The 17,393-nt window shown below is 71.4% G+C and carries 17 protein-coding genes; 8 read left to right on the top strand and 9 right to left on the bottom strand.

Annotated elements, in window-relative coordinates; genetic code table 11:
- The first annotated feature begins 218 nt into the window (after positions 1-218).
- The 5 genes from OOZ19_RS24520 (at position 219) to OOZ19_RS24500 (ending at position 5,913) form a co-directional block, all read left to right on the top strand.
- On the top strand, positions 219-1,217 hold the full coding sequence (locus OOZ19_RS24520; RefSeq protein ID WP_266092516.1) for a chitinase: 999 nt from the start codon (positions 219-221) through the stop codon (positions 1,215-1,217).
- A 619-nt stretch (positions 1,218-1,836) separates the two neighbouring features.
- Positions 1,837-4,755, top strand: coding sequence for a sensor histidine kinase (locus tag OOZ19_RS24515; protein WP_266092515.1), 2,919 nt, complete (start codon positions 1,837-1,839; stop codon positions 4,753-4,755).
- 12 nt (positions 4,756-4,767) lie between these two features.
- Positions 4,768-5,190, top strand: coding sequence for a roadblock/LC7 domain-containing protein (locus OOZ19_RS24510; protein ID WP_184477041.1), 423 nt, complete (start codon positions 4,768-4,770; stop codon positions 5,188-5,190).
- Positions 5,187-5,561: a DUF742 domain-containing protein gene (locus tag OOZ19_RS24505; RefSeq protein WP_266092514.1), complete on the top strand. Its 375-nt coding sequence runs from the start codon at positions 5,187-5,189 to the stop codon at positions 5,559-5,561. The genes OOZ19_RS24510 and OOZ19_RS24505 overlap by 4 nt, the downstream gene beginning before the upstream one ends.
- 55 nt (positions 5,562-5,616) lie before the next feature.
- Positions 5,617-5,913, top strand: coding sequence for an MGMT family protein (locus OOZ19_RS24500; RefSeq protein WP_266092513.1), 297 nt, complete (start codon positions 5,617-5,619; stop codon positions 5,911-5,913).
- 190 nt (positions 5,914-6,103) lie between these two features.
- Here the strand turns inward: OOZ19_RS24500 and OOZ19_RS24495 are convergent, their stop codons facing one another.
- From OOZ19_RS24495 to OOZ19_RS24475, 5 genes are all read right to left on the bottom strand, one after another.
- Positions 6,104-6,937 (bottom strand): uroporphyrinogen-III synthase, encoded by an 834-nt coding sequence (locus OOZ19_RS24495; RefSeq protein ID WP_266092512.1) that lies wholly within the window; start codon positions 6,935-6,937, stop codon positions 6,104-6,106.
- 103 nt (positions 6,938-7,040) lie between these two features.
- Positions 7,041-7,838 (bottom strand): TIGR02569 family protein, encoded by a 798-nt coding sequence (locus OOZ19_RS24490; protein WP_184477035.1) that lies wholly within the window; start codon positions 7,836-7,838, stop codon positions 7,041-7,043.
- Between the two features lie 585 nt (positions 7,839-8,423).
- A complete protein-coding gene (gene moeZ / locus OOZ19_RS24485) occupies positions 8,424-9,608 on the bottom strand; it encodes an adenylyltransferase/sulfurtransferase MoeZ (protein ID WP_266092511.1) in 1,185 nt (394 codons plus the stop codon).
- Between the two features lie 201 nt (positions 9,609-9,809).
- Positions 9,810-10,856: a DUF3152 domain-containing protein gene (locus OOZ19_RS24480; protein WP_266092510.1), complete on the bottom strand. Its 1,047-nt coding sequence runs from the start codon at positions 10,854-10,856 to the stop codon at positions 9,810-9,812.
- A 96-nt stretch (positions 10,857-10,952) separates the two neighbouring features.
- On the bottom strand, positions 10,953-11,960 hold the full coding sequence (locus tag OOZ19_RS24475; RefSeq protein WP_266092509.1) for an alpha/beta fold hydrolase: 1,008 nt from the start codon (positions 11,958-11,960) through the stop codon (positions 10,953-10,955).
- A 129-nt stretch (positions 11,961-12,089) separates the two neighbouring features.
- Between OOZ19_RS24475 and OOZ19_RS24470 the strand changes: the two genes are divergently transcribed.
- Positions 12,090-12,710 carry a TetR/AcrR family transcriptional regulator gene (locus OOZ19_RS24470; RefSeq protein ID WP_184477029.1) on the top strand — a complete coding sequence of 207 codons (621 nt, stop codon included), beginning with the start codon at positions 12,090-12,092 and terminating at the stop codon, positions 12,708-12,710.
- Between the two features lie 70 nt (positions 12,711-12,780).
- On the opposite strand, the gene OOZ19_RS24465 is transcribed toward OOZ19_RS24470, so the two are convergent.
- Entirely contained in the window at positions 12,781-13,680 is a 900-nt protein-coding gene (locus OOZ19_RS24465) for an alpha/beta fold hydrolase (protein ID WP_266092508.1), read from the bottom strand.
- A 31-nt stretch (positions 13,681-13,711) separates the two neighbouring features.
- Positions 13,712-14,611, bottom strand: coding sequence for an AurF N-oxygenase family protein (locus tag OOZ19_RS24460; RefSeq protein ID WP_266092507.1), 900 nt, complete (start codon positions 14,609-14,611; stop codon positions 13,712-13,714).
- A gap of 82 nt (positions 14,612-14,693) precedes the next feature.
- Between OOZ19_RS24460 and OOZ19_RS24455 the strand changes: the two genes are divergently transcribed.
- Together OOZ19_RS24455 and OOZ19_RS24450 are read left to right on the top strand one after the other, a co-directional pair.
- On the top strand, positions 14,694-15,461 hold the full coding sequence (locus tag OOZ19_RS24455) for a TetR/AcrR family transcriptional regulator (RefSeq protein ID WP_266092506.1): 768 nt from the start codon (positions 14,694-14,696) through the stop codon (positions 15,459-15,461).
- Between the two features lie 17 nt (positions 15,462-15,478).
- Positions 15,479-15,799, top strand: a complete 321-nt coding sequence (locus tag OOZ19_RS24450) for a DUF4873 domain-containing protein (protein ID WP_266092505.1) — start codon at positions 15,479-15,481, stop codon at positions 15,797-15,799.
- 58 nt (positions 15,800-15,857) lie between these two features.
- Here the strand turns inward: OOZ19_RS24450 and OOZ19_RS24445 are convergent, their stop codons facing one another.
- Positions 15,858-16,085, bottom strand: coding sequence for a DUF3107 domain-containing protein (locus tag OOZ19_RS24445; protein ID WP_243789827.1), 228 nt, complete (start codon positions 16,083-16,085; stop codon positions 15,858-15,860).
- 107 nt (positions 16,086-16,192) lie between these two features.
- Complete coding sequence (locus tag OOZ19_RS24440) at positions 16,193-16,873, bottom strand: ferritin-like fold-containing protein (RefSeq protein ID WP_266092504.1); 681 nt, start codon at positions 16,871-16,873, stop codon at positions 16,193-16,195.
- Positions 16,874-17,393 lie beyond the last annotated feature (520 nt).

Here is a 17,393-nt window from a genome sequence, read left to right as displayed (position 1 = left end):
TTCACATTCTGCTGTGAACGCGGCGGAAAAACTCCTCTGTGGACTCCACAATTCGCTGGCCAGCGCTGATACAGAAAGCGACAGAGAAGGCACGCCAAGTCCCCAGAGGGAGCACGCGGATGTTCCTTTTGGTGGTACGAACCAATTTCAGGTTCTGGGAAGGTCCCGCTGTGCCACGAACCCCCGCCGTGGCGAACAAGATCCCCGAAGGAGGACCAGTGGGCAAGCTCCGCAAGAACGTGCTCACCCTGGCCGGTACCGGTGTCGCCGTCGCGTGCGCGGCGACCCTGACCGCCGTTCCCGCGCTGAGCGCCAAGCAGGACGTCGCACCCCAGGCCGAGAGCCCCGTCGCGGCCTCGCCGTACCTCTACAACGGCTGGGGCAACCCGCCGGCGCCGTCCGAGGTGCAGGGCGCGACCGGCGTCAAGGACTTCACGCTCGCGTTCATCAACGCCGACGGCACCTGCAACCCGGCCTGGGACGGCACCCGGCCGCTGGACGGCCAGGACAAGGCCACCATCGAGGAGATCCGCGCCGGTGGCGGCGACGTGGTCCCCTCGATCGGCGGCTGGAGCGGCAACAAGCTCGGCGAGGTCTGCACCGACGCGCAGTCCCTGGCCGGCGCCTACCAGAAGGTGATCGACGCCTACGGCCTCAAGGCCATCGACGTCGACATCGAGTCCACCGAGGTCGAGACCCCCGCCTCGCGGGACCGCGTGATCGAAGCGCTGAAGATCACGAAGGAGGCCAACCCCGGCCTCAAGACCGTCGTCACGTTCGGCACCACGACCACCGGGCCGAACGAGAACGGCAAGGCGATGATCGCCAAGGCCGCCGAGATCGGCGCCGACATCGACGTGTGGACGCAGATGCCGTTCGACTTCAACGGCACCGACATGGCGCAGGACACGATCACCACGACCGACGCGCTGAAGGAGCAGGTCAAGACGACCTTCGGCTACGACGACGCGACGGCCTACGCGCACGTCGGCATCTCATCGATGAACGGCAACACCGACGTCGAGGGCGAGCACGTCGACGTGGCCGCGTTCCAGAAGATGGCCGACTACGCCAAGGAGAAGGGCCTCGGCCGGTTCACCTTCTGGTCGGTCAACCGCGACCGGCCCTGCGACGGCGGCGGCGCGGTCGACAGCTGCAGCGGCGCCGAGCAGCAGCCCTGGGAGTTCTCCTCCATCGTGGCGGGTTTTGCTGGTTGAGGCTGTTCCGGGCTCTTTTTGCTCTGGTGTCCGGGTGGCGGAACCTCAGCGTCCTTCTCGCTGCGGGATCTTTTTCCCGAGTGGCTCCGCCACGAGGAAAAAGCCGTCCTCGCGAGAAGGACGCTGAGAACCCGCGGGTGAGCGGCTTCTCGACGTGGGCCATGCGCTTCGCGCATCCAGGCACGGCCTTCGGCCGCAAGGCAAGCATCGCTTCGCTCGCCCACTGCACGGCTTCGCCGCAAAGGCACGGCCTTCGGCCGCGAGGCAGGCTTCGCTTCGCTCGCTCTTGGCTTCGCCGTCGGCCGGTCGTGGACGGCCGAGGGCCGCCGCACCCGGCTCCACCACGCTCCACATTGCGCCGTGTGCCCCAGTTCCCGTTGGGGCACACGGCGCAATGCTGATCCACCGTTCCACCAGTTGATCTTGCCGTGCTAAGATCCGTGCGGTTTCATGCGGGAACAGCGAATCGGGGGGACCGGGACGCGAGCGTCCGATCGCCACACCCCGCAAACCCGTCTCCCTCAGCACGACACCTCGCCTGACGGCGTGGCGTTTCGCATGCCGCCGAGACCGCCGCGACGCGCTCGTCGCGCGCACCGGCACACACGGGTGGGACGTAGTGCAGAAGCTCGATGACTGGCGCAAAGGCCGCCGCAGCATCCGCGATCGCCTCTACGGCGTGGTCCTGATACCCGGCATCGCGCTGCTGGTGCTGTGGTCGATCATCAGCGGGATCACCCTCTACAACGGGTTCCACCTGCGCGGCATCGCCTCCGGCGTGCGCGACGTGTCGCTGCCCGCGATGCGGGTGCTGGCCTCCGCGCAGAAGGAACGCACGCTGAGCCTGCTGCAGGCCGCGGCCCCCGATTCGGCCGGGGAACGGCTCGACAAGCAGCGCGAGGCCACCGACCGGGCGCTGACCGCGATGCGCGACGCCGCGGACCCGACGTTGCAGCAGGCACCGGACGAGGTCGCCGACCGGATGCGCGAGCTCAACCGGGTCATCGCGGAGCTGCCCGTGATGCGGGCCCGCGTGGACGGCAGGCAGGCCGATCGGGCCCAGATCCACGGCTACTACAACGGTTTCGTCGACGCGGGCTCCGCGCTGTTCGAGTCGCAGGCCCGGTTGTTCCCGGACTCCGCGGTCACCCAGGGCGGGCTGCGCGCCGACGCGTTCTTCACCGCCGCGGACCGGATGGCGCGAGCCGCGTCGCTCGCCTCCGACGGGCTGCGCACCGGCACCTTCACGGCCGCCGACCACTTGGCGTTCGCCCAGCTGACCGGTGCCTACCACCTGGAACTGGAGTCGAGCGCCGCGTCCGCACCGCCCGACGTGCGGGCGCGGTACACCAAGATCCTCTCTTCGCCGCAGTTCCGGCACCTCGCCGAGCTGGAGAACCAGATCGTCGAGCTCGGGCCGTGGAGCCCGGACGACGACGCACCGACCATCGACGCGACCGACTGGCTCACCACCAGCGACCTCGTCACCGACGACCTCACCACGCTGGCCTCCACGCAGGCGCAGCGCACCGCCGCCGCCGGGCTGGAAGCGGGCGACCGCAACCTGATCCAGGTCGCGATCGGCAGCGTGGTCGCGCTGCTGATCGTGCTGCTCGCGATCCTCGTCGCGCTGCGGGTGTCCCGCGGCCTGTCCCGGCGGCTCAACGGGCTCCGCGACGACACGCTGCTGCTCGCCGGCGGGCAACTGCCGGAGATCGTGGGCCGGTTGCGCCGCGGCGAGCGCGTGGACATCGACCGCGAGGTCGCGCACCTCGACTACGGCCGCGATGAGATCGGCCAGGTCGCCGAGGCCTTCAACATCGCCCAGCGCACCGCGGTGTCCGCGGCAGTGCAGGAAGCGCAGGCCCGCGAGGGCGTGCACACCGTCTTCCTCGGCATCGCCGGACGCAGCCAGGCCCTGGTGCACCGGCTGCTGACCATGATCGACCGCCTGGAGCGCGAGGAGCAGGACCCGGACCGGATGGCCCTGCTGTTCGGCCTCGACCACCTCGCCACCCGCGCCCGCCGCAACGCCGAGAACCTGATCATCCTCGGCGGCGGGCAGCCGGGCCGCCGGTGGTCGCGCCCCATCGAGCTCGCCGACGTGCTGCGCAGCGCGGTCGCCGAGACGAAGCACTACGCGCGGGTCCGCGTGCAGCGACCGCCGGACCTGGCGCTGCACGGCGACGCGGTCGCCGACACCGTGCACCTGCTGGCGGAGCTGCTGGACAACGCGACCTCCTTCTCCCCGCCGGAATCGCGGGTGAACGTGCACAGCCACACCGTCGCCCGCGGGGTGGTGATCGAGGTCGAGGACCGCGGCCTCGGCATCGCCGACACCGACCGGGAGGCTGCGAACGCGATGCTGGCCGGCCCGCCGGAGTTCGACGCGATGGCGCTGCGTTCGGACAGCAGGCTCGGCTTGTTCGTGGTGGCTCGGCTCGCCGACCGCCACGGCATCGGGGTGGAGCTGCGCACCTCCGCTTACGGCGGCACCCGGGCGACCGTGCTGGTGCCCGCGAAGCTGATCGTGGAGCCGATCGAGCCCGACCCCGGCGAGGCGCACACCTCCCAGCTCCCGAGGGTGCGGTCGGCTTCCGGGGACGACCCGCGGCACGAGCCGGAGGAGGAGGCGGCGGTGCCCGCCGGTGCCGCGGCCGAATCCGTCGACGTCGCCGACGAGTCGGTGGAGGCGGACCGGGTCGCGTTCGACCCGTTCACGTCGGCGAACGCCGAGCGCGGGAGTTCCACGGCCCCCGACGACGAGAATTCCGCGGACCCCGTTGCCGCGTCCGACGTTCCCAGCGCGTCGACGACCGAAGCGTCGAGCACCGAGACCACGGATCCGGACCTCGAAGTGATCGACGCCGACGAGCCCGCCCCGGGGCCGGAATCCGGCGGCGCGGACGGCGAACTCACCGCGGACGACCACTCCTGGCCGCCCGACACGGAGGATTCGGACCCACCGGACACCACGGCCGAGGACGCGGACGAGGCGGTTCGCACGCCACCCGAGCGTTCGTCCGACGTCACCGCTTCGGGCGACGACTCGTCGGCGGAGCGCGGCTACCGTTCGGACGGAGGGGAACCGATCGAGCCCGGAATTCAGGACGAATCCGCGCTCGACGCGGCATGGCCGACCGAGGATCCCGCCGGGAACGCGGAACAGGTCACCTGGCCCGCGGATGCGGATCCGGCGACCACCGATCCCACCGGCCACCGGCCGATCGCGAACACCGACACCGCATCGCCCGCCACCGGCGACGCGACCACGAACGACAGCACCGACAGCACGAACGGCCCGGACGGCGATCCGGGACCGGAACCCGAAGAGGCCGTGGTTCCGCTCCCCCGCCGCCGCAAGCAGGCCAACCTCGCGCCGGAGCTCGCCCGCGAGCAACCGGACGAGGACGAACGGCGGGCGGAATCCGGATCCCGCTCCGCCGCGGAGATCCGGGCGCTGATGTCGGCCATCCAGCGCGGTACCGACCGGGGCCGCAGGCCCGCCGACCCGGACGCGAGCACGACCGACGAATGAAGGGGATGCGCAGTGCGGCACACGAGCACCACGACCGAATTCGAGCTCGGCCGGTTGCTGGGCGATCTGGTCGACCGCGTCGCGGGAGCCCGCCACGCGGTCGTGCTGTCCACCGACGGCCTGGTGGTCGAGTGCTCGCCGGAACTGTCCACAGTGGATGCCGAGGCGCTGGCGGCGACGGCCTCCGCTCTGCACGGCCTCGCCCGCGGCACCGGGCACCGCTTCGGCGGCGGCTCCATCCGGCAGACCGTGGTGGAGATGGACCACGCGTTCCTGTTCGTCACCGCCGCCGACAACGGCTCCTGCCTGGCGCTGCTCGGTGAGGAGCACGCCGACGTCGGGCTCATCGCCTACGAGATCAACCTGTTCGTCCAGCAGGCGGGGCGGGCCATCGAAGCCGCACCGCGTTCCCGGCTCACCCCGACGGCGACGTGACTTCCCGGCGGGCGGCGACCGGAGGCTGGCGCGACGGCGCGGCCGGCCCGCTGGTGCGGCCGTACGCGCTGACGCGCGGTCGCACCCACGCCGCCGCGGCCGAACTGGACCGCGCCACCCTCGTCGTGGCCGCGCCGGAACCCGCCGCCTCGGACGAGTGGGACGCCGATCGCGAACGCATCCTGCTGCTGTGCGCGCAGCCTCGGTCGGTCGAGGATCTGGCCGCGGCATTGGAGATCCCGCTGGTGGTGGCGAAGGTCCTCGTGTCCGACCTGCTGGACAGCGGCGATCTCAGCGTGCCGCTCACCCCGCTGCGCGAACCCGACTACGACCTGCTGCAAGCAGTGCTCGATGGCATCCGCCGCTTGTAATAGCGGGTCGCCCGGCTCCCGACGGTGACGTCCGGCGTTCTGGAACACTGCACCCGTGGACGAGGAAACGCTGGAACGGGTTCGAGCAGTGGTCGCCTCCATCCCGCCCGGCTCCGTGCTCGGCTACGGCGACGTCGCGGAGCTCGCTGGACTGCGGTCGGCGCGGCTCGTCGGCCGGATCCTGGCGGAGGACGGCGCGGACATCTCATGGCACCGGGTGCTGCGCTCCGACGGCACCATCGCCGAGCACCTGCGGCAGCGCCAGCTCGAGCTGCTCCGCGGTGAAGGCGTCCTCGCCGACGGGGCCCGCATCAACATGCGCCGCTACCGCTGGCCCGGCCCCCGCTCCTGACCCGCCCCTCCTCGCCACGGCCCGGTCAGGTCCGCACTTCCTCGCGAAGGTGAACGCCCCGGCACGTCGGACCTGGTGGACGCCCCGTCTTGGCTGATCAGCTGCGCTGGTCGCGGCCCGGAACGACGAGGTGCACCTCGTTCGGACGGTTCGCATCGCGGAGGTCGTCCGCACCGCGGCGGTGGGACGGTCAGGGGCGGAATGCCGGGAGTTCGTCCGCGACCAGTTTGACCAGCGCGGCCGTACGAGCTCGTTCGGGCATCGCGTGCGGGAGCCCGGCTCGGGCGATCGGGGCCGCGGTGACCGGGCCGACGCAGGCGATGAACACGCCGCGCAGCGCCGCCAGCAGCGCCGGGCCGCGGCCGGTCCGCTCCGCGCGGGCCAGGAAGTTCGTCGCGGCCGGTGCGCTGGTCAGCGGCAACGCGTGCACCTCGCCCGCGATCACTCCGTCGATCAACCGGTCCAGCGCGGGCAGGTCCTCCGGGTCCGTCCAGCGGTACACCACGATCGGCAGCACCTCGGCGCCCGCCGCGCGCAACTGCTCCCGGAAGTCGGTCATCGGATCACCGTGCAGCTGCACGACGACCCGCTCGCCCGCCACGCCGATCTCCAGCAGCCGGGCGAGGATGTCGGCGACCTCCTCCGTCGGCGCGGTGAACGACTCGCGCAACCCCGCACCGCGGATCGCCCCGCGCGCTTTCGCTCCCCGCGCGAGCAGTTCCGCCGAGCGCAGGTGTTCCAGCAGCCGCTCCCCCGAGCCCTGGGCCTGCGCCGACTCGATCCAGCCGCGGAACCCGGTGCCGGTCACCGCGACCACGTGCTGCACGGGCCGCGCCAGCACCGCTTCGGTCGCCGCGGTCAGCTCGCCGTCGTCGTGGACCGGGACCGTGTGCATCGCCGGGGCGTAGCGCACCGCCGCGCCGCGCCGCTCCAGCAGCGCACCCAGCTCACCCGCCTTGCGCTCGGCGGTGATCCCCGCGGTGAACCCGCGCAGCGGTCCGGTGTCCTCGACGGTCTCAGCCACCCGCCCATCGTCACACCCGAACGGCGCCGCGTGGCGGACCGGGTGCGTCGGTGGCGCGGGCGATCGAGGCGGAACGCCGCGAAACCTCGCGGCGGCGCCGAGATCAGAGGACTTCGAGGACCATCTGCGAGGCGTGCTCCAGGCCGCCGAGCGACGCCGTCGTGGAACGCGGGTGCAGCGCGTGCACCGCGAGCCGGAACAGCAGTGCCCGCAGCAGCGCCTGCGGCCAATCCGTCAGGTGCGACCAGCGCTCCACGATCGCCGCGTCCGAACCGCCCCAGGACAGCGCGTCGATCACCGCGACCGCCGCCGCCCATTCCGCGGGCCGCCAGAACGGGGCGAAGTCGATGATGCCGGGCGGCGCGTTGCCCGCGAACAGGACGTTGCCGAACAGGTCGCCGTGCACCACCTGCGGGCGCAGCTGCGTCCGGCGCCGCGAACCGGCGAGCACGTCGTAGAGCCTGCCGCCCTTGTCCAGCGGCAACGGGTAGTCCTCTTCGCCCCAGGACATCCGGTCCGCCAGCGCGTAGATGTCCTGCCGCGCGTCGACGAACCTGGGCCGGGTGAGCACGCTGCTGGCGGCGTGCAGCCGCAGGGACATGGCCACGACCTCGTCGTGGCGCGGCTCCGGACGTCCCGTGATGTCGCGGCTCGCGGACCAGCCGGACACCACCCAGCGACCGTCGGTGGAGCGGACCGGTCTGCCCACCCGCACCTCGTCCGGTTCCAACAGGTCGAGGGTCTGCGCCACCCAGGCGGCTTCGGCGGTGTTCGCGGCCGGTTTGAGCACGACCTCACCGCAACGCCAGGCGACGCCACCGTTGAGCAGTTCGGCGTCCTCCCCGCGCGCACCGAACGCCGCGCGCACGTGCGGCGGGGGCGGCTCCGGAGTTCCAGTCACGGCGCAGACGCTACCTCGGAGATCCCCGAATGGGGGTCAGGCACTCCGCAGATCATGACCCGAAGCGAATCGTGATCTCCCGCTCCCGCCCACGCGCCGCCCCCCGAAACGACGACCGGCCCGGCCCCTGCGAACAGGAACCGGACCGGGAAGAACCGCCGCGCAGTGCCACCCGTCGAGCCGGGCGACCTGCTCCTTCTACCGTGCACGCCAACAGGATCCCCGGGCACCGCCCGGTCAACGACGAAGCCCGCCCACCCCGCGGCCGAAGGCCGTGCCTCGGGCGGCGAAGCCGTGCAGTAGGCGAGCGAAGCGATGCTTGCCTCGCGGCCGAAGGCCGTGCCTTTGCGGCGAAGCCGTGCAGTAGGGCGGCGAAGCCCGCCTGCCTTGCGGCCGAAGGCCGTGCCTGGATGCGCGCCAGCGCATAGCCCACGTCGAAAAGCCGCTCACCCGCGGGTTCTCAGCGTCCTTCTCGCGAGGACAGCTTTTTCCCTCGTGGCGGAGCCACTAGGGAAAAAGGATCCCGCAGCGAGAAGGACGCTGAGGTTCCGCCACGGAACCACCCGAGCAGAACGACCAGCCGACTCAGTAAGTAGGCAGGCTCGTGTCGACTTCGTTGGCCCAGCCGAGGACTCCGCCGCCGACGTGCACGGCGTCGGAGAAACCGGCCTTGTGCAGCGCTGCGAGGGCCTCGGCGGAACGCCCGCCGGACTTGCAGTGCAGCACGATCTGCCGGTCCTGCGGCAGTTCCGCGAGCGCCGCACCGGAGAGGATGCGGTCCTTCGGGATCAGCGTGGAGCCGTCGATCTTGACGATCTCGTACTCGTGCGGCTCCCGGACGTCGATCAGCTGGAACTTGTCGCCCCGGTCGAACTTGTCCTTGAGCTCGCGCGGCGTGATCGTGCTGTTCACGGCCGCCTGCTGCGCGTCGTCGGAGACGACGCCGCAGAACGCCTCGTAGTCGATCAGCTCGGTGATCTTGTCCGCGTTCGGGTCCTTGCGGATCTTGACCGTCCGGTAGCTCATCTCCAGCGCGTCGTAGATCATCAGCCGGCCGACGAGGGTCTCCCCGATGCCGGTGATGAGCTTGACCGCCTCGGTGACCATGATCGAACCGATGGAGGCGCACAGGATGCCCAGCACGCCGCCCTCGGCGCAGGACGGCACCATCCCGGGCGGCGGCGGCTCGGGGTACAGGTCCCGGTAGTTCGGGCCCTTCTCCTCCCAGAACACGCTGACCTGGCCTTCGAAGCGGAAGATCGAGCCCCACACGTAGGGCTTGCCCGCCAGCACCGCGGCGTCGTTGACCAGGTACCTGGTGGCGAAGTTGTCCGTGCCGTCCAGGATCAGGTCGTAGTCGGCGAAGATCCCCAGCGCGTTGTCCGAGGACAGGTACGTCTGGTGCAGGTTGACCTTGACGAACGGGTTGATCTCGGCGATCGAGTCGCGCGCCGACTCCGCCTTCGGCCTGCCCAGGTCGGACTGGCCGTGGATGACCTGGCGGTGCAGGTTCGACTCGTCGACGGCGTCGAACTCGACGATGCCGATCGTGCCGACACCGGCCGCGGCCAGGTACAGCAGTGCCGGGCTGCCGAGCCCACCGGCACCGATCACCAGGACCTTCGCGTTCTTCAGCCGCTTCTGCCCGTCCATCCCGACATCCGGGATGATCAGGTGGCGGCTGTAGCGCGCGACCTCTTCCTTGGTCAACTCCGCCGCCGGCTCAACGAGCGGCGGGAGCGTCGTTGCCTGGGCTGAATCGCCGGACATCTCCCAGCTCCTCCTCAGTGGTCCTCACCTCGCCGTTCTCCGCTTCCGCGGGGGCGACGAGCGTCCGCGCCCGGAATCGGCGGAACCGAACCGGCGCGAAAGGTGCAACGCCAGAGTGGCGGATCGTCTTCCCGCCTCCCAAATTACTCCCACCATCCGGGAACGAAGTGGCCGCGAGCACGTTCCGGCGGCCCCGGAAGATCAGCGACCACTGCCGCCGACGGGGAACGGCCAGGCGTTGTACTTGCAGACGAAGCCGTCGGCGGGGATCTCCGTGCCCTGCGGCACGGCCTTGTTCAGCTCGTGCAGCTCGTTGTTCGCGGTGCTGAACGTCTGCTGCATCATCACCGGCGCCAAACCGCCCTGCTTCCCGCACGGCACGTGCCCGTTGCCGAAGACGTGGCCCACCTCGTGGTTGATCGCGTAGCGCCGGTAGGTGCCGATGTCGCCCTCGAACGCGACCGCGCCGCGCACCCAGCGGGCCGCGTTGATGTAGACCCGGTCGGAGATGCGGCACGAGGTGTCGAACGGCAGCCCGCTGCCGTAACCGCAGATCTCCCGGGCGGTGTTCTGGCTGACCAGCGTCACCCGGAAGTCCGCGGAGGCGGAACCGTCGACCCGCTGCAGCGAGATGTCGCCCGCCTCCGGGTTCGTCCAGCTGCGCGGGTCGGCGAGGGTCTGCTGGGTGAGCCTGCCGAAGGAGTCGTTGCCCTCCTCCAGCCGCACGCCGACCTCGACCTCGACCGTGTAGCGGTACAGGTCGCCACCGGCGCCGACCTTCGGCGAGGCGCCGGGCAGCACGTCGAAGGTCCGCCCACCGACCTCCGGAACCGGGGAGCCCGGCGGGAGTTCCGCGGAGAACATGTCCGCGTCGTAGGTCTGCCCCGGCGGAGCCTCGGTGACCACCGGCGCCTCGGGCACGTTCGGCGCTTGCAGGTGCGCTCCCGGCCCGGCCTCGCCGAGCTGCTCGGCCCCCGGGTCCACGGACTCGAACACGGCCAGCGCGGTGATCACGACCAGCAATGGGACCGCGTAGATCCGCCATCCGTACAGCGACCAGGCGCCGCGCCGCTCGCGCCGCGGGCGCTCCGGCTCGTCGATGTCGTAGTCGCGCTCGTCGAACGGGCGCCACGACGCCGCGAGCGGCTCGTCCGGGCGCGGTCTGCGCCGCGCGTGGGGTGCGGCTCCGTCCGCCGCATCCGAGTGGCCGGGGGCGGCGTCACGGGTTCGTCTCGGAGGGCGCGGCACGGTACAAGCGTGCCATAGCGCGATCGTGGGCATCGAGGCTGTGGCCTGCGATGTCCGGTACCTCCGACAAAGATCACCCGATTCGGCTCCCGGTGATCACCAACGGCCGACTTCGACCTCCCGGAGCATGCCGATCACGGCCGCGGCGACCACGCGCGGATGCTCCAGTTGCGCTACGTGACCGGTGCGCGGCAGCACCAGCAGCCGTCCGCGCCGCAGTGCTCGCGCGGTCCGCGGCGCCTTCCGGACGCTCACCACGCGATCCCGCGCACCCCACACCACGAGACCGGGCGCCCGCACTTCCGGCAGCAGGTTCCACAGGGAACGCCACGGCGGCGAAAGCCAGGACCACATCAGCCCGGTCGTGGTGCGCCCCAGCGCCACCTCGGCCCAGGCGAAGTCCGCACGCTCCCGGAACTCCTCCACGACCAGCCGCAGCCGGTCGTCCGGCACCGCCGCCGGGTCGGCGAAGCACAGCTCCAGCAACTTCCGGGCGCGCTCGCCCGGCGGCACCGCCGCCAGCCGCTGCCGCACTACGGGCCCGAGCAGCGGCAGCCACGCCAACGGGATGCGCGGATCGGACAGCCGCCGCGGATCGGGACGCAGGTCCGGCATCGCCGGGGAGATCAGCGTCAACGAGGCCACCAGGTCCGGCCGGTGCGCGGCGATGAGCACCGCCACCGCCCCGCCGAACGAGTTCCCGAACAGGTGCACCGCGCCCGTCCCCGACTCCTCCAGCAGCCGGATCACGACGTGCGCGTGCTGCTCGCACGTGTAGTCGAACCAGTCCGGCGGTTCGGAACGCCCGAACCCCGGCAGGTCCACGGCGATCCCGCGCAGGTGCGGCGCGAGCGCTTCCGCGAGGTCCGTCCAATTCGCGGCGGAGCCCGCGAGTCCGTGCAGGTACACCGCGGTCCCGGCACCGGAGCCGGGCGTGTCCCGGACGTGCGCGGTCACCGGCCCGAATCCCGTGATCAGCGGCACGTGCCGACCGGGGGCGGGAACGCCGGAGAGACGGGTCTCGACGGCGTCGACGGGCATCGGAACCCTGGTCAGCTCGCTGCTCGGCCGCGATGCGTCGAGGCGCCGTGTTCTCGTCCGCATGCCCCCAGCATGCCCCGGGAGGGCGATGAACCGCCGGATGTGGTCGAGACCGAGTTTACCGGCGAGTAAGGTTGTGCTTCCCCGGCTGGAGCGCCCAGCAAGTGTCACGGAAGGACGGGTGGGGCAGGCATGACGGAGACCGCGCAGCCGAGCAGAGGCGTTCGGCTGCCCCGCGACGCCCGCCGAGCACAGCTGCTCACGGCGGCTCAGCACGTGTTCGTGACCAACGGCTACCACGCGGCGGCGATGGACGACATCGCCGAGCACGCCGGGGTCAGCAAACCCGTCCTCTACCAGCACTTCCCCGGCAAGCTCGAGCTGTACCTGGCGCTGGTGGAGATGCACGGCGGCGAGCTGGTGCGCCGCGTCCGGGAGGCCATCGAGACCACCCCGGACAACAAGCAGCGGGTGCGCGCCGCGGTCGGCGCGCTGTTCGAGTTCGTCGACGGCGAGGGCCAGGCGTTCCGGCTGGTCTTCGAGTCGGACCTGCGGGGCGAACCGGCCGTCGACCAGGCGGTGGACGGCGCGCTGTCGGATTGCGTGGACGCGGTCGCGGAGGCCGTCACCGCCGATGCCGGCCTCGACTCGGAACGCGCGCGGCTGCTGGCGTTCGGCCTGGTCGGGCTGAGCCAGGTCACCGCGCGCTACTGGCTGGACGAGACGGAGTCGGTGCAGCGCGACGAGGCGATCAGCCTCATCTCCACCCTGGCGTGGAAGGGCCTCGCGGGGTTCCCGCTGCAGAACGGCTGATCACCCGTCCCGAGTGACGAGAAGGGCCGAGCCGCGCACGATCGCGGCTCGGCCCTCTGCTCGCGGGAGCTCAGCTCCGGTCGGCGACGCGGACCAGTTGGGTGATCCGGTCCGCGACCTCGTCGGTGCGCTCCATCGGCAGCATGTGCCCGGCGCCCGAGTACACCAGCAGCTGCGCGTCCGGCAGCGCGTCGGCGATGCGCCGCGAGTGCGGCAGCGGGCACAGCCGGTCCGCCGAGCCCGCGAGCACCACCACCGGGATCGACCGCAGCGCGGCGAGCGCGTGCGCGCGATCGTGCTCGGCCAGCGATTTGCGGAAGCCGGCCAGGTTCGACGGGTTGCAGGCCGCGACCCAGTCCGCGCTGTCGGCGATGTCCCGGCGCTCGGCACCCGCGCCGAACAGCAGCCACCGCATCCCCGGTCGCAGCGGACGCGAGTTCTTGCTCAGCCGCTTGCCGGAGGAGTTGGCGAGCACGCCGCGCACGCCGAGTTCGGCGCGGTGCGCGACGGAGGCGATCGGCGCGGGCAGCCCCAGCGTCGGCGCCACCAGGTCGCCGCTGGAGGTCGCGACGAGCGCCGCCCCGGCGATCCGCGCGGCGAACAGCTCCGGGTGCCGCTCGGCCAACGCCATGATCGTCATGCCGCCCATGGAGTGCCCGGCGAGCACGATCGGCCCGGTGGGCACCCGCTGCGCGATGAGTTCGGCGACGTCGTCGGCGCAGCGCTCGATGGTGGCCGACCCGGCGGGCGCGGCCTCCGATTCCCCGTGCCCGCGCAGGTCGAAGCGCACGACGCGCACGCTCGACCCGCTGAGCACGGAGTCGATGACCCGGTCCCAGGTGTGGGTGGTGAGCGTCCAGCCGTGCACCAGCAGCAGCGTGGTGGGCGCGTCGGCCGGGCCGTGCTCCCACACGCGCAGCCGCACGCCGTCGCCGGTGGTGAGGGTGTCGGTGTCCAGAGTGGTCGTCATCGCGGTGCGGGTTCCTGTTCTGGAGTCGTGGTCAGCGGATCAGGAAGGACTTGCGCCAGAAGCTCATGCCGGGCTTGCCGACGAGGCCCTCCTCGTCCAGGAAGCTCATGATCTTCTCGCCGCCCCAGTGCAAGGTGTTCTGGAAGTGCGGGTTCGCCCACGCGGCGGCGTGCGCGTCCCTCGGCCGCAGGCCGACGGACTTGTACACCCTGGGGTTGATCAGGCTGAAGCAGATCGCGTACGACACCAGCGCCGTCCAGTACTGGTGCCAGGCGCGTTCGGCGGCGTTGCACTTCTCCATCCGCCGGATGACCTCTTCGCGGGCGAAGGTGACGTGCCGCGCTTCTTCCAGCACGTGGATGCGGTTGACCATGCGCACCAGCGGCTGCACGGCCTCGTCGTTCATCTGGTCGCGCTGGAACCGGTCCAGGATCTCCTCGGCGACCAGGATCGAGGCGTACGCCGACGGGCCCTTCAAGATCGCGGGCAGCACCCGGCCGCCTTGGCGCAGCAGCGGCACCGGGCCGTAGGCGGGGGCTCCGACGCGCCGCACCGCCTTGCCGAACATGGTGGAGTGCCTGCACTCGTCGGCGATCTCGGTCAGCGCGTAGTGCGCGTGCTCGGAGCGCGGGTCGGAGTCGTAGAACTCCTTGAGCAGCATCTGCATCAGCAGGACCTCGAACCAGAGCCCGTTCGAGGCGATGCTGGCGAACTCGTGCTTGGTCAGCTCGACGCGCTGCGCGTGGTCCAGCCGGTCCCACAGGTGGGTGCCGTAGAGGCTGCTGCGGTGGAACGGGACGTAGGGCGCGTCGTCGAGCAGCGGCGCGTTCCAGTCGATGTCGACGTCGGGGTCGTAGCTGTTCTTCGCGGACGACTTCAGCAGCCGGGCCGCTGTCTTCTCCCGATCGTTCACCTGCAAGGTCCTGACCATGACGGTGCTCCCCTTCGACCTCCGCGCGGCTCCGCTGCCCGCGTATTGCATGTTACTTCAAGTAACAGCTACCTTGGGTAGCGTGAGCCACCGCACTCGACCTGTCAAGGTCGTCCCCACCGCGCCCCCACCGGAACGCGGCGACGCCCGCCGGGAACGCTGGCGCGAGCACCGCCAGGCTCGCCGCACCGAGTTCGTCGAAGCCACCGTCCGCGCCATCGGCGAGCACGGCGCCGACGTCGGCATGGACGAGATCGCCGCCGAGGCCGGAGTCAGCAAACCCGTGCTCTACCGGCACTTCCACGACAAGAGCGACCTGTACGTGGCCGTCGGCGAATGGGGCACCGAACTGCTGATGCGGCGGCTGGCACCCGAGATCGCCGCCGACGGCAGCCCGAACGAGCGCATCCGGCGGATGCTCGACGCCTACCTCGGCGTCCTCGAGCAGTACCCCGACCTGTACCGGTTCGTGGTGCGGCGCACCTTCACCGACAAGCCGGTGCGCGACGACCCGGTCACCGCGGAGAAGACGGAGATCGCGAACTCGCTGTCCCGGCTGCTCGGCGAATACCTGCGCGCGCTGGGCCTGGACTCCGGCGGCGTCGAGCCGTGGGCGCACGGGCTGGTCGGCATGGTGCAGGCCAGCGGCGACTGGTGGCTGGAACGGCAGTCGATGAGCAAGGACAACCTCACCGACTACCTGAGCCGGATCATCTGGCACGCCATCGACGGCGTGCTGCGTTCCGGCGGCATCGTGGTCGACCCCGACGAACCGCTGGAGCTGAGCACCGGCCTCCGGCTGATGACCGAGCAGCACGGCGAACCGAGCACCGGCGTCGGCGAGAGCTGACCGCGGAGAGGAGAAGCATGTCCGACGTGCGCGAATCGGCGGCCACCGCCGATCAGGAACACGGCCCCGAGGAGGAGTACGAGGGCGAGGCCGTGCTGTTCACCGAGGACCGCGAAGTCGCGGTGGACGTGCTGCTGCGCGGGTACTTCCAGCCCATCGACGGCCGCTTCCACTGGTACGGCCGGATCTCCGCCCACGACGGCGTCGCCGAGCTGGCCGGGGGACGCAAGACCGACGTGGTGCTGCGCACGCCGCGCGGCCAGGCGGTGGGCACGCTGGCCGACCCCGATCCGTGGCAGCGCTACCGGATCACCGGGCTCGGCCGCCCGCCGTTCTGATCGCGAACACGACGATGCCCCCGGCGGAGAGGTCTCCGGCCGGGGGCATCGCGGTAGATCACTGAACGCCGAAGCCGACCCGCGGGGACTCCGAGGGACCGATCTCGACGTAGGCCACCTTGGCGGCGGGCACCAGGTAGCGCCGGCCCTTCTCGTCGGTCAGCGACAGCACCCCGTCGGTGGTCTTCAGCGCGTCGGCGACCAGCGACTCGACCTCGGCCGAGGACTGACCGCTGGCCACGACGAGCTCACGCGGGCTGTCCACGACGCCGATCTTGACCTCCACGCTTGACCTCCGTAATTCGCAACCGATGCGTACGCCCGAGAGGTTATCCCAGCCCTCGCCGAACCCGCCTTCGCCGTGGGCGAACACGTCGGCGATCGAACCCTCGATCAGCCCAGGCCGAGGCGGGCCATCCGCTTCGTGTGGTTGTTCTGGAGGCGTCGGAAGAGAGCGACGATGCCGGTGAGATCGCCCGAACCGGTGATGATCAGCTCGGAGAGGGCGTCGCGTTCCGCGACGACGCGCTGGGCCTGGGTGACCGCTTCGCCGAGCAGCCGCCGACCCCACAGCGTCAGCTTGTCGCGCAGCGAGCGGTCGTCGACGCAGGCCGCCTGCACCTCCCGCTCGGCGAACGCGGAATGCCCCGTGTCGGCGAGCACGGTGAGCACCAGGTCGCGGGTCGAGTCGTCGAGCCACTCGGCGACCTCGCGGTAGAAGTCCGCCGCGAGGCCGTCGCCCACGTACGCCTTGACCAGCGACTCCAGCCAGGAGTGCGGCGCGGTGGAGGCGTTGAACGCGTCGAAGGGCTCCGCGAACGGCGCCATCACCTCGTCCACGGCCACCCCCCGGCCGGCGAGCGCTTCGTCCAGCAGGCGGTAGTGGCCGATCTCGGCAGCGGCCATGCTGGCCAGCGCGGCCCGGCCGGACAGGGTGGGCGCGGTGCGCGCGTCCTCGGCGAGCCGGTCGAAAGCGGAGAGTTCGCCGTAGGCGAGCGCGGCCAGCAGGTCCACGACCCCCTCGGCGTAGGTGGAATCGGCGGATCCGGCGACGGAGGGGTCGAGCTCGCTCATACCGGCAGCCTAAGGGGTCCACGAGTGCGCGGGCGGGACCACCGGAGACCTGCCGCACACCTCGGCCATCGGGTACGCGCCCGCCCGACACGCGCGGAGTGCGGGCACCCCGGCGCCGCCGGTCCCACCCCCGGCGCTGGTCGTGCGGGCCGTTCCGCGAAGCTCATCGCACATTGCCGACCTAGATCCGGTGTGGACCAGGTATCCTTGCGGACGCAGAAGCCATGAGGCATCAGGCAACCGGCAGTGGACCCCTCTCCCCGCGCGGACCCGAAGGGCTCGAAGCGGGCCACGGTCCCACCCCGTGAGCGGCCGGTCGCCCAGGGTCCGTGCGGGAGGCCCGGGCGTGGGCGCCACCTGTGTGCCCGGCTACCGGCCGGCGAAGCCGGAGGCGTGGGCGACGGCGTGAGCCTCGCCACGATGCCGACCGAACCAGCAGCGGATTTCCGCTGATCGAACAGGGGCGCGCGACCATCGCATCGGTGACCACGAGCATGCGGCACGCGAACAACGCGGCCGG

Source organism: Saccharopolyspora sp. NFXS83 (genome assembly GCF_026241095.1).
Lineage (GTDB): Bacteria > Actinomycetota > Actinomycetes > Mycobacteriales > Pseudonocardiaceae > Saccharopolyspora_C.
The sequence above is the reverse complement of the archived record's forward strand: the minus strand, read 5'-3'. Positions and strand labels throughout refer to the sequence as shown.